Source organism: Janthinobacterium aestuarii (assembly GCF_051380835.1).
Classification (GTDB): domain Bacteria; phylum Pseudomonadota; class Gammaproteobacteria; order Burkholderiales; family Burkholderiaceae_D; genus Janthinobacterium; species Janthinobacterium aestuarii.
On the sequence record NZ_JBNYXU010000003.1, the window covers coordinates 502,078 to 524,381 of the forward strand.

The 22,304-nt window shown below is 62.9% G+C and carries 21 protein-coding genes and 1 pseudogene; 7 read left to right on the forward strand and 15 right to left on the reverse strand.

Translation table 11 applies throughout. The features are described from left to right. Positions 1-331: 331 nt before the first annotated feature. Entirely contained in the window at positions 332-2,419 is a 2,088-nt protein-coding gene (locus ACQ4WO_RS11935; protein WP_436481610.1) for a 3-hydroxyacyl-CoA dehydrogenase NAD-binding domain-containing protein, read from the forward strand. A gap of 108 nt (positions 2,420-2,527) precedes the next feature. Here the strand turns inward: ACQ4WO_RS11935 and ACQ4WO_RS11940 are convergent, their stop codons facing one another. The 3 genes from ACQ4WO_RS11940 to ACQ4WO_RS11950 form a co-directional block, all read right to left on the reverse strand. Further along, positions 2,528-3,376 (reverse strand): alpha/beta fold hydrolase, encoded by an 849-nt coding sequence (locus ACQ4WO_RS11940; protein WP_436481611.1) that lies wholly within the window; start codon positions 3,374-3,376, stop codon positions 2,528-2,530. A 107-nt stretch (positions 3,377-3,483) separates the two neighbouring features. Then, the gene (locus ACQ4WO_RS11945; protein ID WP_436481612.1) at positions 3,484-3,882 is read right to left on the reverse strand and encodes a VOC family protein; all 399 of its coding nucleotides are present in this window, start codon (positions 3,880-3,882) and stop codon (positions 3,484-3,486) included. 101 nt (positions 3,883-3,983) lie between these two features. Continuing rightward, a complete protein-coding gene (locus ACQ4WO_RS11950; protein WP_070302497.1) occupies positions 3,984-4,223 on the reverse strand; it encodes a DUF2798 domain-containing protein in 240 nt (79 codons plus the stop codon). A gap of 96 nt (positions 4,224-4,319) precedes the next feature. Between ACQ4WO_RS11950 and ACQ4WO_RS11955 the strand changes: the two genes are divergently transcribed. Next, a complete protein-coding gene (locus ACQ4WO_RS11955; RefSeq protein ID WP_436481613.1) occupies positions 4,320-5,225 on the forward strand; it encodes a LysR family transcriptional regulator in 906 nt (301 codons plus the stop codon). Here the strand turns inward: ACQ4WO_RS11955 and ACQ4WO_RS11960 are convergent. From ACQ4WO_RS11960 to ACQ4WO_RS11970, 3 genes and pseudogenes are all read right to left on the reverse strand, one after another. Beyond that, complete coding sequence (locus tag ACQ4WO_RS11960) at positions 5,222-5,512, reverse strand: hypothetical protein (protein WP_436481614.1); 291 nt, start codon at positions 5,510-5,512, stop codon at positions 5,222-5,224. The two genes, ACQ4WO_RS11955 and ACQ4WO_RS11960, sit on opposite strands and share 4 nt — an antisense overlap. A gap of 292 nt (positions 5,513-5,804) precedes the next feature. Further along, positions 5,805-6,047: pseudogene (locus tag ACQ4WO_RS11965) on the reverse strand (nucleotidyltransferase domain-containing protein); the annotation flags it as partial. A 419-nt stretch (positions 6,048-6,466) separates the two neighbouring features. Next, entirely contained in the window at positions 6,467-8,167 is a 1,701-nt protein-coding gene (locus ACQ4WO_RS11970) for an MFS transporter (protein WP_436481615.1), read from the reverse strand. A 228-nt stretch (positions 8,168-8,395) separates the two neighbouring features. On the opposite strand from ACQ4WO_RS11970, the gene ACQ4WO_RS11975 reads away from it, so the two are divergent. From ACQ4WO_RS11975 to ACQ4WO_RS11985, 3 genes are all read left to right on the forward strand, one after another. Then, positions 8,396-9,574 carry an acetyl-CoA C-acyltransferase gene (locus tag ACQ4WO_RS11975; protein WP_436481616.1) on the forward strand — a complete coding sequence of 393 codons (1,179 nt, stop codon included), beginning with the start codon at positions 8,396-8,398 and terminating at the stop codon, positions 9,572-9,574. 128 nt (positions 9,575-9,702) lie between these two features. Beyond that, positions 9,703-10,005 carry a Dabb family protein gene (locus ACQ4WO_RS11980; RefSeq protein ID WP_436481618.1) on the forward strand — a complete coding sequence of 101 codons (303 nt, stop codon included), beginning with the start codon at positions 9,703-9,705 and terminating at the stop codon, positions 10,003-10,005. A gap of 123 nt (positions 10,006-10,128) precedes the next feature. Continuing rightward, the gene (locus ACQ4WO_RS11985) at positions 10,129-11,127 is read left to right on the forward strand and encodes an NADP-dependent oxidoreductase (RefSeq protein ID WP_436481619.1); all 999 of its coding nucleotides are present in this window, start codon (positions 10,129-10,131) and stop codon (positions 11,125-11,127) included. Positions 11,128-11,202: 75 nt separating this feature from the next. On the opposite strand, the gene ACQ4WO_RS11990 is transcribed toward ACQ4WO_RS11985, so the two are convergent. Next, on the reverse strand, positions 11,203-12,399 hold the full coding sequence (locus tag ACQ4WO_RS11990; RefSeq protein ID WP_436481620.1) for an FAD-dependent monooxygenase: 1,197 nt from the start codon (positions 12,397-12,399) through the stop codon (positions 11,203-11,205). Between the two features lie 127 nt (positions 12,400-12,526). Here ACQ4WO_RS11990 and ACQ4WO_RS11995 point away from each other — a divergent pair, with 127 nt between their 5' ends. Both ACQ4WO_RS11995 and ACQ4WO_RS12000 read left to right on the forward strand, forming a co-directional pair. Then, positions 12,527-13,327 (forward strand): AraC family transcriptional regulator, encoded by an 801-nt coding sequence (locus tag ACQ4WO_RS11995; RefSeq protein WP_436481621.1) that lies wholly within the window; start codon positions 12,527-12,529, stop codon positions 13,325-13,327. 69 nt (positions 13,328-13,396) lie between these two features. Then, positions 13,397-13,822, forward strand: a complete 426-nt coding sequence (locus ACQ4WO_RS12000; RefSeq protein ID WP_436481622.1) for a GNAT family N-acetyltransferase — start codon at positions 13,397-13,399, stop codon at positions 13,820-13,822. 102 nt (positions 13,823-13,924) lie between these two features. Here ACQ4WO_RS12000 and ACQ4WO_RS12005 read toward each other — a convergent pair whose 3' ends face one another. From ACQ4WO_RS12005 to ACQ4WO_RS12040, 8 genes are all read right to left on the reverse strand, one after another. Next, positions 13,925-14,935, reverse strand: a complete 1,011-nt coding sequence (locus ACQ4WO_RS12005) for an ABC transporter permease subunit (RefSeq protein ID WP_071323543.1) — start codon at positions 14,933-14,935, stop codon at positions 13,925-13,927. A gap of 36 nt (positions 14,936-14,971) precedes the next feature. Then, positions 14,972-16,471, reverse strand: coding sequence for a sugar ABC transporter ATP-binding protein (locus tag ACQ4WO_RS12010; protein WP_128143181.1), 1,500 nt, complete (start codon positions 16,469-16,471; stop codon positions 14,972-14,974). A gap of 83 nt (positions 16,472-16,554) precedes the next feature. Then, positions 16,555-17,490 (reverse strand): ABC transporter substrate-binding protein, encoded by a 936-nt coding sequence (locus ACQ4WO_RS12015; protein ID WP_077404737.1) that lies wholly within the window; start codon positions 17,488-17,490, stop codon positions 16,555-16,557. 53 nt (positions 17,491-17,543) lie between these two features. After that, positions 17,544-18,494, reverse strand: a complete 951-nt coding sequence (tal, locus tag ACQ4WO_RS12020; protein WP_436481623.1) for a transaldolase — start codon at positions 18,492-18,494, stop codon at positions 17,544-17,546. Between the two features lie 2 nt (positions 18,495-18,496). Then, positions 18,497-19,981 carry a xylulokinase gene (gene xylB / locus ACQ4WO_RS12025; protein ID WP_436481692.1) on the reverse strand — a complete coding sequence of 495 codons (1,485 nt, stop codon included), beginning with the start codon at positions 19,979-19,981 and terminating at the stop codon, positions 18,497-18,499. A 31-nt stretch (positions 19,982-20,012) separates the two neighbouring features. Next, positions 20,013-21,014, reverse strand: a complete 1,002-nt coding sequence (locus tag ACQ4WO_RS12030; protein WP_436481625.1) for a LacI family DNA-binding transcriptional regulator — start codon at positions 21,012-21,014, stop codon at positions 20,013-20,015. A gap of 270 nt (positions 21,015-21,284) precedes the next feature. Next, the gene (locus ACQ4WO_RS12035; RefSeq protein WP_034756140.1) at positions 21,285-22,022 is read right to left on the reverse strand and encodes an NRDE family protein; all 738 of its coding nucleotides are present in this window, start codon (positions 22,020-22,022) and stop codon (positions 21,285-21,287) included. Beyond that, the gene (locus tag ACQ4WO_RS12040) at positions 22,013-22,303 is read right to left on the reverse strand and encodes a DUF4936 family protein (protein ID WP_436481626.1); all 291 of its coding nucleotides are present in this window, start codon (positions 22,301-22,303) and stop codon (positions 22,013-22,015) included. The genes ACQ4WO_RS12035 and ACQ4WO_RS12040 overlap by 10 nt, the downstream gene beginning before the upstream one ends. Position 22,304 lies beyond the last annotated feature (1 nt).

The window sequence follows — 22,304 nt, forward strand, 5'->3', positions numbered from 1 at the left end:
GCCTGTCGAAAAACAAGGGGTGGGAATAAATAATGCAGAAACTGTCGCAATTGCCCCATGCTGGCATATAACAAAACCATTATTTTGCATAATAAAACGTTGTTATTATTATTGCTGTTTTATTAATTAAATGAATATCCAAGTGATAGCTTCTACAAGAGCTTGCCGCTTGCAGCAGAATCTTTCCGCAAACGATGTTGTACCATGGCGTACCATGCTGGCGCCGGGCGCGTCATGATAAAAATAATACGAGCGTTCTTTTATGCGGTATAGTGAAGCTTCATCCCTTGCAACCACCTCATCGCTGAGCAAAAATCAATAAGGAAGAGACATGAGTGCTGAATATCAAGTGAACGGCGCCGTTGCCGTCATTACCCTGGCCAACCCGCCCGTCAATGGCCTGGGTCTGGCGACGCGCACGGCCGCCGTGGCCGGCATCCGCCAGGCGCTGGCGGACGAGGCCGTCAAAGCCATCGTCATCACGGGCGCCGGCAAGGCCTTTTCGGGCGGCGCCGATATCAAGGAATTCAATTCGCCCAAGGCGCTCACGGAACCGACCCTGCACACCCTGATCAACGTCGTCGAACAATCGACCAAGCCAGTCTTGGCGGCCATCCACAGCGTCTGTATGGGCGGTGGCCTGGAGCTGGCGCTCGGTTGCAACTACCGCGTGGCCGCGCCTGGCGCGCAGATGGCCTTGCCGGAAGTCAAACTCGGCATCTTGCCGGGCGCGGGCGGCACGCAGCGCCTGCCGCGTGTGCTGGGCCTGGAAATGGCGCTGAACATGATCGTCTCGGGCACGCCCGTCGCGTCCGAAAAACTGGCCGGCACGGCCCTGTTCGACGAAGTCATCGCGCCTGGCGCGGATTTGCTGGCCGCCGCAGTGGCCTTCGCCACGAAAGTGGCCGACGTGCGCCCGCTGCCGAAAGTGCGCGAGCGCAAGGTCGACTACCCGAACCACGAAGCTTTCCTGCAGTTTTCGCGCAATACCGTCAAAGCCATGTCCGGCCCGTTCCCCGCACCGCTCAAATGCGTCGATGCCGTGGCGGCCGCCGTGACGATGAAATTCGACGACGGCTTGAAGTACGAGCGCGAACTGTTCATGCAGCTGGTGCAGTCGCCCGAGTCGAAAGCCCTGCGCCACGCCTTCTTTGCCGAGCGTGTCGCCAGCAAGGTACCTGACGTGCCGTCCGACACGCCCGTGCGCGCGATCGCCAGCGCGGCCATCGTCGGCGCCGGCACCATGGGCGGCGGCATCGCCATGAACTTCGCCAACGCGGGCATCCCCGTGATGCTGCTGGAAACGAAGCAGGAAGCGCTGGACAAGGGCCTGGCCACGATCCGCAAGAATTACGAGAACACGGTGAAGAAGGGCAAGCTGACGCAGGAGAAGGCCGAGCAGCGCATCGCGCTCGTTTCCGGCACCTTGGCCTACGCGGATATCGCGCAAGCCGACATCGTCATCGAAGCAGTGTTCGAAGAGCTGGGCGTCAAGGAAAGCGTGTTCAAGCAGCTCGACGCCGTCATGAAGCCGGGCGCCATCCTTGCGTCGAACACGTCCACTTTAGACCTGGACAAGATCGCCGCGTTCACCAAACGCCCGCAAGACGTCATCGGCACGCATTTCTTCAGCCCCGCGAACGTCATGAAGCTGCTGGAAATCGTCCGTGGCGCGAAGACTGGCAAGGACGTGCTGGCCACGGCGCTGGCGCTGTCGAAAAAGCTGAAGAAGACGGGCGTCGTCTCGGGCGTGTGCGACGGCTTTATCGGCAACCGCATGATCGAGCAATACAGCCGCCAAGCCGGTTTCCTGCTGGAAGAAGGCTGCCTGCCGGAACAGGTCGACAAGGCGGTCGAGAAATTCGGCTTTGCCATGGGCCCGTTCCGCATGGGCGACCTGGCCGGCAACGACATCGGCTGGGCCATCCGCAAGCGCCGCTACGTGGAAAAGCCGGACGTCACGTATTCGAAGACGGCCGACCTGCTGTGCGAACTGGGACGCTATGGCCAGAAGACGGGCGCCGGCTGGTACGACTACAAGCCGGGCGACCGCAAGGCGTATCCATCGGAGCAGGTCAATGCCATGATTCTCCAGCACTCCGCCGACATCGGCGTGGCGCGGCGCAAGATCAGCGACCAGGAAATCGTCGAGCGGCTCGTGTATGCGCTCGTCAATGAAGGCGCGCGCATCCTGGAAGAGGGCATCGCCCTGCGCGCTTCGGACATCGACATGGTGTATTTGACCGGTTACGGCTTCCCGCTGTTCCGCGGCGGCCCGATGTTCTATGCGGACACGGTCGGCTTGCCGAACGTGCTCGACACGATTGCCGGCTACGCGAAAGGCCGCCACGGCGAAGCGTGGACGCCGGCGCCGCTGCTGGTGAAACTGGCGGGCGAGGGCAAGGGGTTCAATAGCTAATCCGGCGCTACCGCTGACGCCCGGTATTGTCGGATTACGCGCGGCTTCGCCACGCTAATCCGACCTACGCGTCGACAAGGGGTTCAATCGCCGCGTAATCCGACGCCACTACTTCTTCTTCGCCACCATCTTGACCGCCTCGTTGACGATGACGGGGTTGTCTTTCTGGATGTAGTAGCCGGCGCCCGTGATGCGCTCGATGGCGGGCGCGCCGGACAGGCGCTGCCAATCCTTTTCCTGGGCCCGCACCACGTTTTCAAACGAGCCCATTTCCTCGATGCCGAACTTGTCGCGCACCAGCAGCATGGCGGGCACGCGCAGCGGGCTGCTCATGTCGACGTGCTGCAGGCACTGCGTCTGGGCATCGAATTCGGCCGATTCCGTGCTGTTGAACATGAGTTTACGCCGCGTTTTGACGAGCATGGCGTAGGTGTACGCGTCCGCCTGCAGGCGGTTCCATTGCTGCGGGTGCGTGGGATCGAGCAGGACGAGGCCGGCCACGTCCTGCGGATACAGCCTGGCATACACATACTGGTACAGCCCGCCCAAGCCATGGCCGACGAGCACATACGGCGGCTTCAGGCCCGCTTGCGTCAGCAGGGCCCGCTGCTGGGCGGCGATGGTGCAGGGATCGCGCGGCGTGGTGGTTTTCTGGCTGTCGCCGTAGCCGGGGCGGTCGTACACGAGCACGCGGTGCTGCCTTGCCACTTCGGGCACAACCTTGGCCCACACGTCCTTGCCGTCGCCCATGGCCGACTGGAAGACCACGGGCAAGCCGCTCTGGCCGCTCAGGGTATAGGCAATGCTGGCGTCGGGCAGGGCCGCGGTGGCGGGAATGCCTGGCGTGACTGGCGTGGATGGCAACAGAGAGCAGCCGGAAAAACAGCCTGCCAGCAGCACGCCGGCGCTGGAGAGGAGCATGGTGCGCGCGGGGCGGCCGACGAATAGATGATGCATGAATCTCCTTCTTGGTGCACGGACCGGGAGCCGGTATGGCTTGGCAGCCATTATAGGCAAAACATATAGAAGTGGAAATGCCGAACAGAGCCGGATTTCCCATCCTGTCAGCTGGCGTCGGCGCGATGGCAGACGGCTTCGATGCGGTTGCCGTCCGGATCGAACAAAAAGGCCGCGTAATAACTGGCGTGATAGTGGCGCAGGCCCGGTGCGCCCAGGTCGATGCCGCCGTGCGCCAGCCCCGCCTGCCAGAACGCTTCCACCGCTGCGCGCGAGGAAGCCTTGAAGCAGTAGTGGCGGCGCGGCGCGTCGTCGGGCTTGGGGCCCAGGCGTACGGAAAAGTAGCTGCGTTCAGGATGATCCGCATCGCTGCGCTCGCCGTAGCCTATCCAGGCGTTGGCGTGGTCGCTGCCCACCTTGGGCACGTCCAGCGCGGCAAAGACGGCGTCATAGAAGCGCTCGGCGCGTTCCAGGTCGCTGACGGTGAGGGAAACGTGATCGAGCATGGGCACTCCGCTGTAAAGACAAGGACGCCCATAGCATAGCCCGGATCAGGGCGGCCGTGGGCGGGAGTGACCGAGTGGTACTGCCGGCGGACGACTGCCGGTCAAGCGCTGCTGGCGAGCCGGGCCACGATATTGCGGCTCATCAGCTGCACGCGGGGTGCGAACAGCATCACGGCGCAGAAGGCCACGGGCCAGGCGGCAAAGAACGCATGGCGCCAGCGGGGCAGGAAGTCCGCCTGCAGGCCGATATTGAGCCAGGTGACCCAGGCACTCATCAGCAGGGTCATGAGCAGCGACATCAGAAAGGCAAATACGCAGCGCAAACGCAGGGCTTCGGACATGGAGCACTTTCAAAGTGTGAAGATATGGCAGCGTAACGACTTGCAGCAATCTATACTAGAGCCATATTTTTAATTTCAAATTCCGAAAATGCAATCATGCTCGATGATTTAGCCCTGTTTGTCGCCATTGTCGAGGCGGGCAGCCTGCATGCGGCGGCCGTCAAGGAAGACTTGCCTGCCGCTACCGTCACGCGCCGGCTGCAAAAGCTGGAAAGCCAGCTCGGCTACCGCTTGCTCAACCGCAGCGCGCGCCGCCTGCAGCCGACGGCGGAAGGCTGGCAATACTATGAGCAATGCCGTCCCTTGGTACACGCCTTGCGGCAGGCGACGCAGCAGCTCGACGCCAGCCTGTCGGCCGTCTCGGGCAGCATCCGCGTGCTGGCGCCCGTGAACTTTGCCAGCGGCTTGCTGACGCCGGCCTGGGTCAGCTTCATGCAGCAGTACCCGGACATCCGCCTGGAGCTGGAACTGTCGAACCTGCTGCAAGACCTCGTGGGCAGCGGCGCCGATCTGGCCATCCGCGTGGGCGCGCTCGACGATTCCTCGCTGATGCAGCGCCGGCTGGGCAGCGCTTCGCTGGTGATGGTGGCCGCGCCAGCCTACCTGGCGCGCGCGGGCGTGCCGCGCGACTTGCAGGAACTGGAAAAGCACGAGCTGATCGTGGCCGAGCCGCTGCGCACCTGGCGCTTGCGCCGGCCCGGCGATGGCGCCGAAATGGTGATCGAACCGCAGGCGCGCCTGCGCGTCAATGAAATGCGCCTGGCCGTGGAGATGGCCGACGCGGGCATCGGTATCCTGCTGTGTCCGCTTCTGCAATGCCGCGACGAAGTGGCCAGCGGCAGCCTCGTGCGCGTCTTGCCCGACTGGATGCCGCAGCCGCGCCACGTGTACGCCGTGTGGACGCAGCGGCGCTACCTGCCGGCCCGCGTGCGCGTGTTGCTCGAGCACCTGGCGGCGTTCGCCGCTGGAAATCCGCTGTTGAACGAGGAGCTTGGCGTTTAGCTCGTTTGTTGCTGTACCAGCCACTGCGTAAACTGGCGCAACGCTGGCGTAAAGCCGCTGGCTGGTGCGGCGCCGGGTCTCGCCTGGGCAAGGAAATACGCCATCTGCACCTGCATGGCAGGATAGCGGCGCAGCAACAGCGCCGCATGCTCGTCCAGGCTGGCGGGCCAGCAGGATTCGCCGTCTTGGCGCGGGATGTTGCAGGAACGGATCAGCTTGCGCGACGCTTCGCGCTGCAGGCGGACGATGGCGGCAGGGTTGCGCTCGTCGTCGAGGCGCCCGCGCATAGTCGTCCAGCACCCGGGCAAAGTCGCCATTCACGGCCAGGGCAATGGCGCGCGAGGGCGCGAACGGCGCAAAGTGCGGCGCCAGGTCTTCGCCCCACAGGCAGCGGCACTGGTGCTTGATCCAGTATCCCCAGCTGTACAGGTGCTCGGGCGCGAGCACCTGGGCCCGGTGGCCGATATCGAAATCGATCTTGATCACTTCTGGGTGGCGCGCCTGCAAGGCCAGGCGCAGCGCTTCCAAGGTCTCGGCCTGCTGCGGCGTGGGCGGCCGGCGCAGCACCAGAGTCAGGTCGAGGTCGGACACGCCCGGCGTGGCGTCGCCCCGGGCGATGCTGCCATACAGGTAGATGCCATCGAGCCAGTGACCGGCGTGCCCAGCCAGGCTGGCGCAGACGTCTTGCAGCAAGGCGTCGAAATGGTGCTGCAGCGGGCCGCAGGGGGCGGGTGCGATGGTCGGCATGCCTGGCACGAGTCCGGTGATCGAAACTTCCACCATAGCATGCGGCGTGCCGGGCACGCCGGGAATCCTTTCCATTTAGTAATACCGAGCGCTTGTACTTTCCGCCGGGATCGCGTTAAGATAAAGCTGCTTGCTTATCCAGCGGGCAATCTGGTGTTTTTTCGCGCAATCCCGTTCCTATCCATGAGAGTAGCAATGAAATATCTGATCGTTCCCTTTTTGCTGGCGATGACCGGCTGCGAAGTACTGTATGACGCGAACCGGGACAAGATCGGCGAGTACTGCAACAGCCTCAATAATTTCGACGACCGCAATGCCTGCCGCAAGCGCAACCAGACCAGCTACCAGGAATACGTGCAGCAGCGCGACCAGCTGAAAAAGAGCAAGAGCGACAAATAAGCTTGCCACCGCATACGCCACAAAAAAAACGCCGCTGACCAGTCAGCGGCGTTTTGCTTTGCGGCCCCGGCCTTGCGGCCGGGGCTTGCGCCGGATCAGTCGTCGGCGTAGATATTGTTGTCCTTCGTTTCCTTGACGAACAGGGTGCCGATCACGACAGTCGCCAGGGCGACGACGATCGGATACCACAGGCCATAATAAATATCGCCCTTGAAGGCCACCAGCGCGAAGGCCGTGGTCGGCAGCAAGCCGCCGAACCAGCCGTTACCGATATGGTAGGGCAGGGACATCGAGGTGTAACGGATACGCGTCGGGAACATTTCCACCAGCATGGCGGCGATCGGGCCGTACACCATGGTCACGTACAGCACCAGGATGAACAGCAGCAAGACGACCATCGGCTTGTTGATCTGGTCCGGATCGGCTTTCGCAGGGTAGCCCGCTTCCTTGATGCCGGCGCCCAGTTCTTTTTTCAGCGCCGCTTCTTTGGCCTTGCTGTCCGCATCGAAGTTCAGGCCGTCCGGTGTCATGACGGCGTTAAACGACGTAAATTCCTTAGTACCGATGCGTACCTTGGCGATGCTGCCGGCCGGTGCGTCTTCCTTCGTGTAGTTCACCGAGCTGTTCGACAGGAAGCCGGTGGCGATGTCGCACGACGATGGGAATTTCTTTGTGCCCGTCATGTTGAACTGGAAGTGGCAGGAAGCAGGATCGGCCACGACCACCACTGGCGAGTTCTTCAGAGCCGCTTCCAGCTGCGGGTTGGCGAAGTGGGTCAGGCCGTTAAAGATCGGGAAGTAGGTCGCTGCGGCGATCAGGCAGCCGCCGAGGATGATGTACTTGCGGCCGATGCGGTCGGACAGGCTGCCGAAGAACAGGAAGAACGGCGTGGCCAGCAGCAGGGCGATGGCGATCAGCACGTTGGCCGTTGCCAGGTCCACTTTCAGGGTCTGGATCATGAAGAACAGGGCGTAGAACTGGCCCGTGTACCAGACGACTGCCTGCCCGGCGGTCAGGCCAATCAGGGCCAGGATGACGATCTTCAGGTTTTTCCACTGGCCGAATGCTTCCGTCAGCGGGGCTTTCGAGGTCTTGCCCTCGGCCTTCATCTTGGCAAACGCCGGCGATTCATTCATGGCCAGACGGATCCACACTGAAATACCCAGCAGGATGACGGAGACCAGGAAGGGAATGCGCCAGCCCCACGCTTCGAAATCCTTCTCGCCGGTCGCCAGGCGGGTGCCCAGGATGACCATCAGCGACAGGAAGAAGCCCAGGGTAGCCGTCGTTTGTATCCACGCCGTGAACGCGCCGCGCTTGCCTTCAGGCGCGTGCTCGGCCACATAGGTGGCTGCGCCGCCGTACTCGCCGCCCAGCGCCAGGCCTTGCAGGATGCGCAGGAAGACGAGGATGATCGGTGCGGCGATGCCGATGGAGGCGTAGCCCGGCAGCAAGCCGACGATGAAGGTGGAGCCGCCCATGATCAAAATGGTGATCAGGAAGGTGTACTTGCGGCCGATCATGTCGCCCAGACGGCCGAAGACCAGCGCGCCGAACGGACGCACGATGAAGCCGGCGGCGAAGGCCAGCAGCGCGAAAATGAAGGTGGTAGTGGGGTCGCCGATGAAGAATTGCTTGGCGATGATGGAAGCGAGCGAACCGTACAGATAAAAATCGTACCATTCAAAAACGGTGCCGAGCGAGGACGCAAAGATGACCTTGCGTTCCTCGGGCGTAATCGGCGTTCCCTTGGTAGAAGTTTTTCGTACGTCGGCCGGGCCGGATGATGATGCCATGGTTTGTCTCCCTATGTTTTATAGTGAACTGGTGCCGCGGTCTTTTTGACCATTCTTGCAACAGCTGGAGGCGAGTGTGTTCTCCGAACCTTACGTCATGCTTGCTTGAAACTTACACCAAACTTACAAATCAATGTCCGACGGAACTTTGCGAACGACCGTACTTAAATGTGCTATTCTCATTCCGCAGATACCCCACCCAATAATATCCCCACAAGGAGACACAGCATGAATGAAGCCGTCATCGTATCGACCGCCCGCACGGGCCTGGCGAAGTCCTGGAAAGGCGCGTTCAACATGACGCATGGTGCCACCCTGGGCGGCCACGTGCTGGCGGCCGCCGTCGAGCGCGCGCGCATCGAGGCGGAGGAAGTGGAAGACGTACTGGTCGGCTGCGCCTTTCCCGAAGGCGCGACAGGCGGTAATATCGCGCGCCAGGTGGCCTTGCGCGGCGGCTGCCCCGTCACGACGGCGGGCATGACCGTCAACCGTTTCTGCTCGTCGGGCTTGCAGGCCATCGCCCTGGCGGCGCAGCGCATCATCGCCGGCGAAGGCGATATCTATGCGGCGGGCGGCGTGGAGTCGATTTCCTGCGTGCAAAACGAAATGAATACGCATATGTACCGCGAAGTCTGGCTGCAGCAGCACAAGCCGGAACTGTACTGGCCCATGCTGCAGACGGCCGAAACCGTGGCCAAGCGCTACCAGATTTCGCGCGAGCGCCAGGATGCCTATGGCGCGCAAAGCCAGCAGCGTGCCGCCGCGGCCCAGGCCGCCGGTCTGTTCGACACGGAAATCGTGCCGATGACCACCATCATGGGCGTGGCCGACAAGGCCAGCGGCATGCTCGTGTCGCGCGAAGTGACGATTGCCGCCGATGAAGGGATCCGTGCGGACACGACGTATGACGGCGTGGCGAAGATCCGCCCGGCCATTCCTGGCGGCGTCATCAGCGCCGGCAATGCCAGCCAGTTTTCCGATGGCGCGTCCATGGCCATCGTCATGAACGCGAAAGTGGCCGAAGCGAAAGGGCTCCAGCCGCTGGGCATCTTCCGCGGCTTTGCCGTGGCCGGCTGCGAACCCGATGAAATGGGTATCGGCCCCGTCTACGCGATTCCGAAACTGCTGAAAAAGGCGGGCTTGACTGTTGCCGATATCGGCCTGTGGGAACTCAACGAAGCGTTTGCCGTGCAAGTGCTGTATTGCGCCGACACCCTGGGCATCCCCATGGACCGCCTGAACGTCAACGGCGGTGCGATTGCCGTCGGCCATCCGTACGGCGTGTCGGGTGCCCGCCTGACTGGCCACGCCTTGATCGAAGGCAAGCGCCGTGGCGCCAAATACGTGGTGGTGACCATGTGCATCGGCGGCGGGCAGGGCGCGGCGGGGCTGTTCGAAGTGCTGTGATATTAGCGTGACCCCAGTCTGCGGGCGGCTTCCAGGGCCGCCCGTTTGCATTGGGCCCCCCGTTCCTGCAAGACGCGCCGATTGCGGTTACAGTAATGCATCATTAATAAACAAGCAGCCCTGCCGCCATGATCAAGCACATCGTTTTCTGGAAACTCAAAGACCACGCCGAAGGCGCCGACCGCGCCACGAATGCATTGAAGCTCAAGGCTCTGCTCGATTCCTGTTCCGGCCTGGTGCCCGGCATCTTGAAATTCGAATCCGCCGTGGCCCAGCCGGGCCTGGAAGCGACCTACGACATCGTCCTGTACAGCGAATTCGCCAGCCGCGAAGCGCTCGATGCTTACCAGAACCATCCCGAGCACGTGAAAATCAAGCCGTTTTTTGGGGCGGTTCGCGAAGCGCGCCAATGCATGGATTACGAGATTTAGTCGTTACGCAACAGACACCCGGGGTCAGTCGCTTCGCGATCGGAATGCGTCCCATTGGGACGCATTCCCCCGCCGGGTCTGACCCCAGCCTTCCGCTGATCTTCTCTATCGTCAAGGAGCACCATGACCACCTACCAACGCATCGTCCTCGCCTCGCGTCCCGCCTCCACGGAGGAAGTGCAGCCGGCACATTTTCGCCTGGAAACGAAAGATATTCCCGCCATCACGGATGGCCAGTTGCTGGTGCGTAATCAGTACCTGTCGCTCGACCCGTACATGCGCGGGCGCATGAGTGCCAATAAAAGCTATGCGGCGCCGCAGGCGCTTGATGAAACCATGATCGGCGGCACGGTGGGCGTCGTACTCGAGTCGAAGCATCCGAAGTTTGCTGTGGGCGACATGGTCGTGGGTACCCTGGGCTGGACGGAAGTGGCCGTGTCGGACGGCACGATGCTGCGCAAGGTCGATACGACGCACATTCCTGCTTCGGCCTACCTGGGCTCCGTCGGCATGCCGGGCATGACGGCCTGGTATGGCTTGAACCAGATCATGGCGCCGAAAGCGGGCGAAACCGTGGTCGTGTCGGCCGCCAGCGGCGCCGTGGGCAGCGTCGTGGGCCAGCTGGCGAAACTCAAAGGCTGCCGTGTCGTCGGCATCGCGGGCGGTGCGGAAAAATGCCGCTATGTTGTCGAGGAACTGGGTTTCGATGCCTGCGTCGACTACAAGGCGGGCAATCTGGAGGCCGATTTGGCGGCGGCGACGCCGGACGGCATCGACGCCATCTTTGAAAACGTGGGCGGCGCCATCTTCGATGCGGCCCTGGCGCGCACCAATGCGTTTGGCCGCGTGGCCGTGTGCGGCTGGATCGCCGGCTACAACGGCGAACCGACGCCGCTCGACAATGCGCGCCTGATCCTCACCAACCGCCTCACCGTGCGCGGCTTCATCGTCTCCGAGCAGCCGGAATTCTGGCCACAGGGACTGGCGGAACTGGGCAGCCTGGTGGCGACGGGCAAGCTGAAATTCCGCGAATCCGTGGCCGACGGCCTGGCCAGCGCGCCCGAGGCCTTCATCGGCCTCTTAAAAGGGCGCAACTTCGGCAAGCAGCTGGTGAAGTTGTAACCGGGTTGTCCTGAAAAGTGACCGGGCGCGCCGCCAGTTCCTGGCCCGGCCGCGCCCGGTAGCACAGCAATGCGTTCAATAGATCGGCAGCGTGAAATCGTCGTCGATCCTGCGCGCCCTGGTCTTGGCGTTCGCTTGCAACAGCCACTGGATCAGGGCGCTGCCGAAGCACCGTTGCAGTACATGCGCGATGGCTATGCCGAAGCGCGTGCGCACGTGCATGAGGCGGATGAGGCGAGGACTCAGCTCCTGCTGCGACCGCTCGACATACGGGCGAAGGATGCGTTCGTATGCCTGGAATGCCTGGGTGTGGGTAGCGCACCTCTTGATTTCCCCCGCCAGCACATAGGCTCCCACCAGCGCCAAAGCCGTGCCCTTGCCCGTGAATGGCGTCGGGCAGTGCGCCGCATCGCCCAGCAAGACCAGCCGGCCTTTCGACCAGGTCGATGCTTGCACCTGGCTCATCGGCCCGAAGTAGAAGTCCTGGACGGCATCAAGGTCGGCGACGATACGATCGGCGACCTTGCCCCGGCCTGCCAGCGCCGCGCGCAGCATCTCGCGCCGCGACGGCGCCGTCGGACTTCGCAGGCCAGGCTCAGCGGCTGAAAAGGTTATCAGTACGGTAGTTTCCGTCAGGCCACCTGGCCTGAGGTTGATCATCGTACCGCCTATGCCGTTGACGGAGCAGGCCCAGAAGTCGTCTTCCGGTCGCCGGGGAATGTTGAAAAACGCCATATAGGCGCCGAGGTAACGCATGCGCGTTTCAGCCGCCAGCGTCAGTTCTCTGGTCGGCGAACTCACGCCGTCGGCGCAGATCACCAGCGCGAAGTCCTCTGTCGTGCCATTGGCAAAGGTTGCCCGCACACCATTTTCAATCTCATCAACGCCACTGACGGATGTGCCAAAACGGTATTCGCAAGTGCCGTGGGTCGCATCGAACAAAATACGCGCGAAATCGCCGCGCAGGATTTCGAAATCGCTGGTCAGTCCGCCGATACTACCTTTGGGAAAAACAGCCACCACCTTGCCGGTGGCGTCGAGCCACTTCTGTCCGCACTCCAGCGTGTCGCGCGCCTCGACCTGTTCCGTCAAACCCATGCGCTTGATGACCTGCTGCGCGGCGCCCTTCACATCGATGTTCTGCCCGCCGTCCCTGAGCGCGCCGGCCTTTTCGACGAGCACCACCGAGTAGCCGTACCTGGTCAGCCACCAGGCACACGCAGGGCCGGCGATGCCGCCGCCGCAGATCAGGATTTTCTTCGTTTGTTCCATGTGACAGCTTTCGTGGTTGTGATGTCACCGTCCATGTTAGGCGCGCCACGTGTTGGTCACAATGAGCCAACAGGCCATGTTATATTGAATTCCTGCCACACTGATTTTGTTCTTTGAAAGGTGCCCGATGCCTGTTTTCAGCGACGACTCGTCCATTGAGTGGGAAGACCCCGACTCCGTGCCAAGGCCGGTGGTCACGCTTGGCGCCGTTGGCCGCGAGATGGATAGCCGCCAGGAGAAGGATTTCCATCAGCATCGAAAAGGCCAGTTCCTGCTCTGGATGCGTGGCGTGCTCACCTGCGAGGTGGACGGCGGCTTCTGGCTGGTGCCGCCAGGAAGCGCCATTTGGATACCCGGCGGCACACAACATCGAATGGATGGGGCCGGCACGGTCGACTGTTACGTGGCGTATGTCGATCCTGCGGTAGGCGACGCCTTGCCGCAGGAATGCTGCACCTTGTCGACCACGCCGCTGCTGCGTGAATTGGTGATCCGTTCAGCGGCATTGCCGATGCGCTATGAAGAGGGCGGCATGGCGTCACGACTGATGACACTGCTTCTCGATGAAATGGCGCTGGCGCAGCCCGGCCAGGTTCATCTTCCCCTGACGCCAGACAAGCGGCTACGCAAACTGGTCGAGTGGATCATGGCGCGTCCGTCCGATCCAGGCAACATCGAATCGTGGGCGCAGCGGATGGGCATCAGTGCGCGCACGCTGTCACGCCTCGTGTCCCGGGAAACCGGCATGAGTTTCGGACGCTGGCGCAGGCAACTGCATATCCTGCTCGCCTTGCAATGGATGGCCAGGGGCGCCACGGTCCAGCATGTCGCAGAGGGCCTGGGCTACGAGAACGCGAGCAATTTTGTCGTCATGTTTCGCAAGGTACTCGGTGAAACACCTGGACGTTACCTGAAATCGAACGCTTGAGCGGCACCACCTGCCAAGGCGTGGCATGCCGTGCGACAATGACGGCCCCTCTCTTATTACCGTATACCCATGACCAAGCACACCATCCGCCTCGGCGACTGGGCCACCCTGGGCCCTGACGCCACCGCCATCCGTTTTGAAGTTTTCGTCGATGAACAGAAAGTGCCGGCCGAGATCGAACTCGACGACATGGATGCCGTCTGCCTGCACGCCGTTGCCTACGATGTGACCGGCAACGCCATCGGCACGGGCCGGCTATTGCCAGACGGCCACATCGGCCGCATGGCCGTGCGCCAGCCTGGCCGCGGCACGGGCGTGGGTGGCGCCATTTTGACCTTGCTGATGGACAAGGCCCGCGAGCGGGGCGACAAGGCGGTGGTGCTGAACGCGCAAACCGTGGCCGCGCCATTCTATGCGCGCCACGGTTTCGTGCAGCAGGGGGAACAATTTGAAGAGGCGGGGATTGCGCATGTGGAGATGCGGCTGGTGTTCTAGGGTGTTGTCGGATGACGGCCTGCGGCCTAATCCGACCTGCGCCTGTCGTTGCACGTAGGTCGGGTTAGCGCGCCAGCGCGTAACCCGACACCACCAGCACAATCAGTTCTGCGCGTGCGACTGGCGCCATTTGTCGAGGATCACCGCCAGCACGATCACGACACCCTTGGCCACATACTGCCAGAACGACGACAAGCCCAGGATCGTCAAGCCATTGTTCATCACGCCGATGATCAGGGCGCCGATGACGGTGCCCCAGACGGAACCCACGCCGCCCATCAGGCTCGTGCCACCGAGCACGACGGCCGCGATGGCGTCGAGCTCATAGCCCGTGCCCCAGTTGCCGTTGGCCGCATACAGACGGCTGGCCGACATGGCGCCGCCCAGGCCGGCGAACAGGCCGCTGATCGTGTAGACAAACATCAGCACGAGGCCGACCTTGATACCGGTCAAGCGTGCCGCCTGGATATTGCCGCCGACGGCGTAGATATGCAGGCCCAGGGTGGTCTTGCGCAGGATGAACCAGGTCAGCACCACCACGGCGGCGGCCAGCCAGATCAGCCAGGGCACGGCCAGGAAGCTGCCGTTGCCCATCCATTCAAAGCTAGGGATTTCCGTGTTCAGCACGCTGGTGCCGTCGGCCAGCAGGTAGGCGGCGCCGCGCAGGGCCGTCATGGTGCCCAAAGTCACCACGAAGGGGTTCAGTCCCACGAGAGCGACCAGCACGCCGTTCAGCGCGCCCAGCAGCAGGCCGACGATGAGGAAGGTGGGGATCGAAAAGCCGGCGAACTGGGCCGACAGCGACATCAGCATGCCTGCCACGGCCGAGACGGCCAGCACGGAACCGACGGACAGATCGATGCCGCTGGTCAGAATGACGAAAGTCATGCCGGACGCCAGCACGATGTTGATCGACACCTGGCGGAAGATGTTCATGGTGTTATTGCTGGTCATGAACGTCGACGTGCCGTCGGCCGAGAAATACACGGTCAGGCCATACATGGCCAGGTAGAGCACCACCAGCACGGGCAGCATGCCCAGGCGGCGCATCAGGTTTGAGGCATTGAAGGGTTCGCCGGCGCGCGCGGCGCCGCTGGTGGTACTCGTTGTCATGTTGATTCTCCTGAATAATTATGCTGATGCGTATTTTTATGCCGCTTCCAGATGGGTGGCATAGGCAAGGATTTTTTCCTGCGTGATATCGTCGCCCGTCACTTCGCCCGTCAGGCGTCCTTCGCACATCACCATCACGCGGTCGCAAATGCCGACCAGCTCGGCCAGCTCGCTGGAAATGCACAGAACGGCCGTGCCCGCGTCCGCCAACTGGTGGATGATCTTGTAGATTTCGCTCTTCGCGCCCACGTCCACGCCCCGCGTCGGTTCGTCGAGGATGAGCACTTTCGGGGCGATGGCCAGCCAGCGCGCCAGCAAGACTTTCTGCTGGTTGCCGCCGGACAGGCCGCCGACGATGCCGTCCGGTCCCGACACTTTCACGTTGAGGTTGGCTATCGCCTCGCGCGTCAGCTGGGTCAGGGCGCCACGGTTGACGACGCCCGCCGTCGCATGCTTGGACAGGATATTCATCGACATGTTTTCCATGGCCGACAATTGCATGAACAGGCCCAGGCTCTTGCGGTCTTCGGGCAGGTAGCCGATGCCGTGGCGGATGGCCGCCAGCGGCCGGTGGATGTGCACTTCCTGGCCATCGAGCCATACTTGCCCCGATTGCTTCTTGTCCGCGCCAAAGATCAGGCGCGCCAGTTCCGTGCGGCCCGCGCCGACGAGGCCGGCAAGACCCGTCACTTCGCCCGCATGCAGGGTGAACGAGGCAGGCTTGACCTTGCCGCCGCCCACGTTTTCCACGCGCAAGCGCTCGGCGCCGCGCGTGGTGCGCCGCTGGTGCGAATAAAAGTCGTCGGCGGGGCGGCCCACCATCATTTGCACGACTTTCTTTTGATCGAGTTCATCCTTGCCCAGCTCGCCTACATAGGCGCCATCGCGCAGCACCGTGATGCGGCGCGCCAGGCGCTCCACCTCGGCCATGCGGTGGCTGATGTAGAGCACGGCCAGGCCCTTGTCGCGCTGCTCTTCGATGATGCGGAACAATTGTTCAGTTTCCCGGTCGGACAGGGCGGCAGTGGGCTCGTCCATGATCAGGATGCGGCTTTCGTGCACGAGGGCGCGGGCGATTTCCACCTGCTGCTGCTCGGCGATCGACAGCGTCGAGACCATGGTGTCGGCGTCGAAACGGGAACCGAGGTCGGCCAGGATGGCGTTCGTGCGCGCGCGCATTTCGCCGCCCTTGACGGTCCAGAACGGTCCTTTCGGCTCGCTGCCCATGAAGACGTTCTGCGCCACCGTCATGTTCTTGGCCACGCTCAGTTCCTGGTAGATCAGGTTGATGCCCAGCGCGCGTGCCTCGCCCGGGTTGCGGATGCGGATCGGCTTGCCGTCGAGAATGATCTCGCCCGCGTCCGGCGTGTACACGCCCGATAAAATCTTCATCAGGGTGCTCTTGCCGGCGCCATTTTCGCCCATCACGGCATGGATTTCGCCGCTGCGTACCGTCAGGTGCACGCCGCGCAGCGCGCGCGTGGCGCCAAAGCGCTTCTCGATGCCGCGCATTTCAAAAATAATATTGTCGCTCATGACTGTCCTTCCTTGCTTTTGAAACTGTTGCCCACCCCTGGGCCGGAGCCGGGGCGGGCAACACGTGGTTCAGGTCAGGCAGATCAGTTCTTTACCCAGCCCGTGTAGGTGGCGACGTTTTCCTTGGTGATGGCCGGGGTCGGCAACAGCACCATCGTTTGTTTCGGCGTGCGGCCGTTCATGATGTCGTAGCCCATTTGCACGGCGTCGGTGGCCATGCGGTACGGGTTTTGCGCCGAGGTGGCGGCAAACAGGCCGGCCTTGTTTTTCAGGGCGTTCTGGCCATCGGGCGCGCCATCGACGGCCGTGATCAGCTTGACGTCCGTGCGCTTCGATTGCTTGATCGCCAGTTCGGCGCCGATGCCTGTCGGGTCGTTGATGGCGAACACGCCGTCGATCTTCGGATGGGCCGTCAGCAAGTTCGACATCACGGTCATGCCGCCGTCGCGGCTGCCGCCGGCGTTCTGGTTGTCAGACAGGATCTTGATATCCTTGAACGCGGCCAGGGTTTTCTTGCAGCCGTTGACGCGGTCGATCACGGACGTGACCGGCGGGCCGTTCAGGATCACGACATTGCCCTTGCCGCCGATCTGTTTGGCCAGGTAGGCGCACGACACGTCGCCAGCCATGGTGTTGTCGGACATCACGGTGGCCGACGCGCCCACGGCGCCCACGTCCACGGCGATCACGACCACGCCCGCATTGCGCGCTTTCTTGATGGCCGGGGCGATACCCTTGGAATCGACGGCGTTCAGGATGATGATGTCGGTCTTGTTGGCAATAAAGTTTTCAATCTGGTCCACCTGGGTGTTCAGGTCATACTTGCTCGACACCGTGGTGACTTTCACGCCAGGGCCGCCCAGTTTTTTCGCGCTTTCTTCCGCGCCGCGGCCAATCGCCACGAAGAACGGGTTGGCCAGGTCGCCCACGCTCACGCCGATGGATTTCAGCGGTTTGTCAGCGGCGAAAGCGCCGCAGGCGGCGGACAGCAACAGGGAGGCGGTAATGACTTTTTTCATGAGGATCTCCAAGGGTTTTTATTGTCAAAAACAAACGGTGCTACGGGTGAAACTTATTGATTGCGTAATTTCTCGATCATGGCGTCCAGCTTGCCCGCATCGACGGCAAAGCCGCGGATGCCTTCGGCCAGCTTTTCGGTCGCCATCGCGTCGTCATTCAAGGCGTAGCGGAAAGCAGCCTCGTCATACGTGATGGCCGGCTGCGCGGCGCCCAGGTCTGCGCCCAGGGCGCGCTCGAACGGCACGTCGGATGCTTCGAGTTTCGCCAGCAAGTCCGGGCTGATGGTCAGCAAGTCGCAGCCGGACAGGGCCGTGATCTGCCCCACGTTGCGGAAGCTGGCGCCCATCACTTGCGTGGCGATGCCATGTTGTTTGTAGTAATTGAAGATGCGCGTGACCGACTGTACACCCGGATCGTTGGACAGGCTGCGCGCCGCTTCATCCCATGCGGCGCCCATCGATTTCTTGTGCCAGTCGTAGATGCGGCCCACAAACGGCGAAATCAGGCGCACTTTCGCATCGGCGCAGGCGACGGCCTGGCAAAACGCGAACAGCAGGGTCAGGTTGCAAAAGATGCCGTCTTTTTCCAGTTCGCGCGCCGCCTGGATGCCTTCCCAGGTGGCGGCGACCTTGATCAGCACGCGCTCGCGGCTGATGCCAGCCGCTTCATACAGGGCGATCAGGCGGCGCCCGCGGGCCACGGTGGCGTCGCGGTCAAAGCTCAAACGGGCATCGACTTCCGTCGACACGCGGCCCGGCACCACTTTCAGGATTTCCAGGCCGAAGCGCACCAGCACCTGGTCGACGATATCGTCGAGCGATGCATGCTTGTGGGCAGCAACCGTGCTTTCCAGCAAGGGCGCGTAATCGGGCTGCAGCACGGCTTTTAAAATCAGCGACGGGTTGGTGGTGGCGTCTTGCGGCGCGAAGCGCGCCAGTTGCAAAAAGTCGCCCGTGTCGGCGACGACGGTGCTGTACTGTTTTAGTTGTTGCAGCTGATTCATTACTATTCCTTATCACTGAGTTGGTGCAAGGCTTGCACGGCGGGAAACAAGCTACGGTAGCGGGCGTAGCGGATGCTCAAGGCTGCGCTGTGCGCGGCATCGGGCAAGAAAGTGTTTTTGATGGGCAAGCTGGTGGACAGCAACTGGCGCTGGCCGATGGCGGCAAAGCCCAGCTTGGCCGCGCCCAGGCTGGCCGACAGTTCGCTGTTGTGCAGGGTGCGCATCTCGCGGCCCAGCACATTGGCCAGCAACTGCGCCCAGTACTGGCTACGCGCGCCGCCGCCCACCAGCATGCAGTGGGGAACGACGGCGCCCGTCGACGTGACGGCCGCCTTGGCGTCGCGCAAGGCAAAGGCTACGCCTTCGAGTACGGCATAGCCGAGCTGCGCCGGCGTGCTGTCGTGGCCCAGCTGCAGGAAGGCGCCGCGCACTTGCGGGTCGTTATGCGGCGTGCGCTCGCCAGACAGATAGGGCAGGAACAGGGGCGCGGACGGCGCGATGGCGCTGTCCAGCGGCAAGCCCGCTTCCACGAGGGCCAGCAGGGCTGCCTCGTCGGGCTGGCCCAGCACGCCGGTGGCCCAGCGCAGGCAGCTGGCGCCCGATAAAATCGCACCCATCGCATACCAGCGGCCGGGCAGGGCGTGGCAAAAGCTGTGCACGCCGCCGGCCGGGTTGCCCACAGGCGCTTCGGTGACGGAAACGATGGCGGCGCTGGTGCCCAGCGAAATGAAACTGTCACCGCCATTGACGGCGCCGATGCCCACGGCCGAGACGGGGTTGTCGCCGCCACCGGCCGCCACCACCACGTCCGATGGCAAGCCCAGCTTGTCCGCAACGGCGGCCAGCACGGTACCCGTGGCCGCATCGCCTTCGGCCAGCGCCGGCATCTGTTCAGGCATCAAGCCGCAGGCGGCCAGCATGGGGGCGAACCAGGCACGGTTGGCCTCGTCCAGCCACAGGGTGCCGGCCGCGTCGGACATGTCGGTGACCTTGTTGCCCGTCAATTGCAGGCGCAGATAATCCTTGGGCGACAGCAGGCAGGCGATGGCGCCAAAGGCGTCAGGCTCGTGCGTTTGCAGCCACAGCAGTTTCGGCGCCGTCAATCCCGCCATGGGCAGGCTGCCCGTCACGTCCGCATAGGCGGGATAGTCGCGCGCCAGACCGGCCGCTTCGGCTTCGGCGCGCGCATCGTTCCACAGGATGGCCGGGCGGATCACAGCATCGTTGGCATCGAGCAGCACGGCGCCATGCATCTGTCCCGACAGGCCGATACAGGCGATGCGCGCGTATTCCTGCGGCCAGCCGGCGCGCAGCTGGCCCAGTGCGTTGACGCAGGCGGCCCACCAGTCCTGCGGCGCTTGTTCGGACCAGCCCGGCTGCGGGCGGCTGGTATCGATGCGCACGGAAGCCTGGCCGCGCACGGTGCCAGTGCTGTCCATCAGCACGGTTTTCAGTTCGGAGGTACCGAGGTCGATACCGAGGGAAATCGCTGGATGCATATCAGTTTGCTGTAAAAGGTCAGGGGCAGCCGCAGGAATTGCGCACGCGCAAGGTCGGCGACAAGCGCTGCACATGCCGGGCGCGGCCCGGATTGGCGATGCGGTCGATCAAGAGGTCGACGGCCATGGCGCCCAGCTCTTCGAGCGGCTGCGCCATCACCGTCAGACGGGGGCTGAAGTAATCGGCCCAGTCGAAATCATCGAAGCCGGCCAGGGACACGTCTTGCGGCACCGCGAAGTGCGCGTCGCGCAAGGCATGCATGGTGCCGATGGTCATCAGGTTATTGCCGGCCACGATGGCCGTCGGGCGCTGCGGCAGTGCCAGCAATTCGCGCGTGGCCGCGCCGCTGCGCTCCAGGTTGGAGTCGCCCGAGCGCAGCAGCGCCGGATCAAAGGCAATATTGGCGCGCTGCAAGGCCAGGCGGTAGCCTTCGATACGCTCGTCCGTCGTGGACAGGCCCGGTGCGCCCGCGATGAAGCCGATGCGGCGGTGGCCGTGGACGGTGATCAGGTGGCTGACCAGTTCGGCCGTCGCCTCGATATTTTCCACACCCACCTGGTCGAACGGTTGCGCCGACATGCGGTCGACCAGCACGGAAGCGATCTTGTTGCTGGTCAAATAGTCGAGCGTGCGGTGGTGCGTGTCGCCCGAAGGCGCCAGCACGATGCCGTCGACCCGGCGCTGGTGCAAGTTCTGCACCACTTTGAGTTCCTGCTCGGGATCGTCATGCGTATCGGAAAACAGCATCATTAGACCGTGGCGCGTGCAGGCCGCCTCGATGGCGCGCACGGTTTCGCTGAAGTAATGATTGGTGAAGGCGGAAATGGCCACGCCGATGGTGCCCGACGAGGAACCGGCGAGGGCGCGCGCCAGCATGTTCGGCACATAGCCGATCTGCTGCATGGCCGCATTGACGGCGGCGACGGTTTTCGGGCTGACCTTGCGGGTGCCGTTGAGTACGTGCGAGACGGTCGACAGCGATACGTCCGCCGCCCGCGCTACATCTTCCATGGTGGCCATGGTGTCTCCTGATGGTTTTATTATTATTGTGTGCTGCGATTGAGTACGGCTGTGTCGCCGCGTTTGAATCTATCGTAAACAAAAGAAAGCGCTTGCGCAAGCGCTTTCTTTTTTGTGCGTGCGGATGGATAGAGGTTTTTTGATGCGAGTCGGGAAGCGAGCGTAGGTCGGATTAGCGCGCCGCAGGGGCGCGTAATCCGACGTTGGTGACCGTGATGCCGGTTGAGTGTGGTGGTGTTGTCGGGTTACGCGCTTGTGCGCCAACCCGACCTACTGAATCACCAGCTCATGCAATTCGCCGGGAGAGTCCGGGAACAGTTTGACGACGGTAGACGTGCGTGTGCCGTAGCCCGGCGTTTCGATGCAGACGGCGGACAGTACGCGCTCGAGGTCCAGCGGCACGCCCGTGTCCGGCAATCGGAAGTCCGGGGCGCGCGTGGTGTCGGCCAGCATGTCGAAATACGCTTCATCGGGCGCGCCCTGGCACAGCAGGCTGGCGAACTGGGCCTTGGTCTTCAAGACCTTCGGCCACGGCGCGTCGAGCAGGGCGTTCGACAGGCCGTAAATGCCAGGTTCCAATGGCTGGCCATTGCGCGCATCGCCATCGCCGCGGTTGGAAAACCAGATCAGGGTATCCGCGTCACCGAGCACCAGATTGAAACCGTTGTAGGCACCGCTGCCGGGGCGGATTTGCGCGATGTAGTCTTGCGGCGACATGTTGCCGGCCAAATAGTCGGCCACGAGGGCGCCGCGCGAGGGGGCGTCCGGGTTGCGGTCTTGCGGGCTGCGGATGTTGGTGATGGCGGCAAAGCGCGAGCTGCCGCCGCCGGCCTGGGTGATGCCCATCCAGCTGCCGCCCGCCTGCAGGTCGCGGCCCGCATACACTTGCGGGTGTTCGGGCCAGGCGCCGGCGGGGGCGCTGGCACGTTCATAGAATTCGTCGCGGTTGGCGGCGGCAATCAGCGGGATGTGCGGATTGACTTTCCAGGCAAAAACGATCAGGCACATGGAGGCAAATCCATGAACACTTCCGTATGGCGCGCGCCAGCCGTCAGGGACAGCAAGCCCGCTTCCTCTGATGCGCTGGCCAGCAGTTCCGTAAAACCTTCGCCGACGACGGGGTAGATTTCCATCCACGTCTGCAAGCCATCCTTGCTGTCAGGACGGCGCTTCAGTTGCGGCGCCACGCCGGACGCGGCCGCCAGTTTCGCCTGCATGGCGCGGACCCGGGCTTCCAGCGCCTGGGCGTGCGCTTCTTTTACCTGATAGTAAACGTACAGATCTTTCATG

Excerpts from the sequence above, each read along its gene's own strand:
- ACQ4WO_RS11935 (WP_436481610.1), top strand. The coding sequence starts at position 332 with ATGAGTGCTGAATATCAAGTGAACGGCGCCGTTGCCGTCATTACCCTG.
- ACQ4WO_RS11940 (WP_436481611.1), bottom strand. The coding sequence starts at position 3,376 with ATGCATCATCTATTCGTCGGCCGCCCCGCGCGCACCATGCTCCTCTCC.
- ACQ4WO_RS11945 (WP_436481612.1), bottom strand. The coding sequence starts at position 3,882 with ATGCTCGATCACGTTTCCCTCACCGTCAGCGACCTGGAACGCGCCGAG.
- ACQ4WO_RS11950 (WP_070302497.1), bottom strand. The coding sequence starts at position 4,223 with ATGTCCGAAGCCCTGCGTTTGCGCTGCGTATTTGCCTTTCTGATGTCG.
- ACQ4WO_RS11955 (WP_436481613.1), top strand. The coding sequence starts at position 4,320 with ATGCTCGATGATTTAGCCCTGTTTGTCGCCATTGTCGAGGCGGGCAGC.
- ACQ4WO_RS11960 (WP_436481614.1), bottom strand. The coding sequence starts at position 5,512 with ATGCGCGGGCGCCTCGACGACGAGCGCAACCCTGCCGCCATCGTCCGC.
- ACQ4WO_RS11970 (WP_436481615.1), bottom strand. The coding sequence starts at position 8,167 with ATGGCATCATCATCCGGCCCGGCCGACGTACGAAAAACTTCTACCAAG.
- ACQ4WO_RS11975 (WP_436481616.1), top strand. The coding sequence starts at position 8,396 with ATGAATGAAGCCGTCATCGTATCGACCGCCCGCACGGGCCTGGCGAAG.
- ACQ4WO_RS11980 (WP_436481618.1), top strand. The coding sequence starts at position 9,703 with ATGATCAAGCACATCGTTTTCTGGAAACTCAAAGACCACGCCGAAGGC.
- ACQ4WO_RS11985 (WP_436481619.1), top strand. The coding sequence starts at position 10,129 with ATGACCACCTACCAACGCATCGTCCTCGCCTCGCGTCCCGCCTCCACG.
- ACQ4WO_RS11990 (WP_436481620.1), bottom strand. The coding sequence starts at position 12,399 with ATGGAACAAACGAAGAAAATCCTGATCTGCGGCGGCGGCATCGCCGGC.
- ACQ4WO_RS11995 (WP_436481621.1), top strand. The coding sequence starts at position 12,527 with ATGCCTGTTTTCAGCGACGACTCGTCCATTGAGTGGGAAGACCCCGAC.
- ACQ4WO_RS12000 (WP_436481622.1), top strand. The coding sequence starts at position 13,397 with ATGACCAAGCACACCATCCGCCTCGGCGACTGGGCCACCCTGGGCCCT.
- ACQ4WO_RS12005 (WP_071323543.1), bottom strand. The coding sequence starts at position 14,935 with ATGACAACGAGTACCACCAGCGGCGCCGCGCGCGCCGGCGAACCCTTC.
- ACQ4WO_RS12010 (WP_128143181.1), bottom strand. The coding sequence starts at position 16,471 with ATGAGCGACAATATTATTTTTGAAATGCGCGGCATCGAGAAGCGCTTT.
- ACQ4WO_RS12015 (WP_077404737.1), bottom strand. The coding sequence starts at position 17,490 with ATGAAAAAAGTCATTACCGCCTCCCTGTTGCTGTCCGCCGCCTGCGGC.
- tal (WP_436481623.1), bottom strand. The coding sequence starts at position 18,494 with ATGAATCAGCTGCAACAACTAAAACAGTACAGCACCGTCGTCGCCGAC.
- ACQ4WO_RS12030 (WP_436481625.1), bottom strand. The coding sequence starts at position 21,014 with ATGGCCACCATGGAAGATGTAGCGCGGGCGGCGGACGTATCGCTGTCG.
- ACQ4WO_RS12035 (WP_034756140.1), bottom strand. The coding sequence starts at position 22,022 with ATGTGCCTGATCGTTTTTGCCTGGAAAGTCAATCCGCACATCCCGCTG.
- ACQ4WO_RS12040 (WP_436481626.1), bottom strand. The coding sequence starts at position 22,303 with ATGAAAGATCTGTACGTTTACTATCAGGTAAAAGAAGCGCACGCCCAG.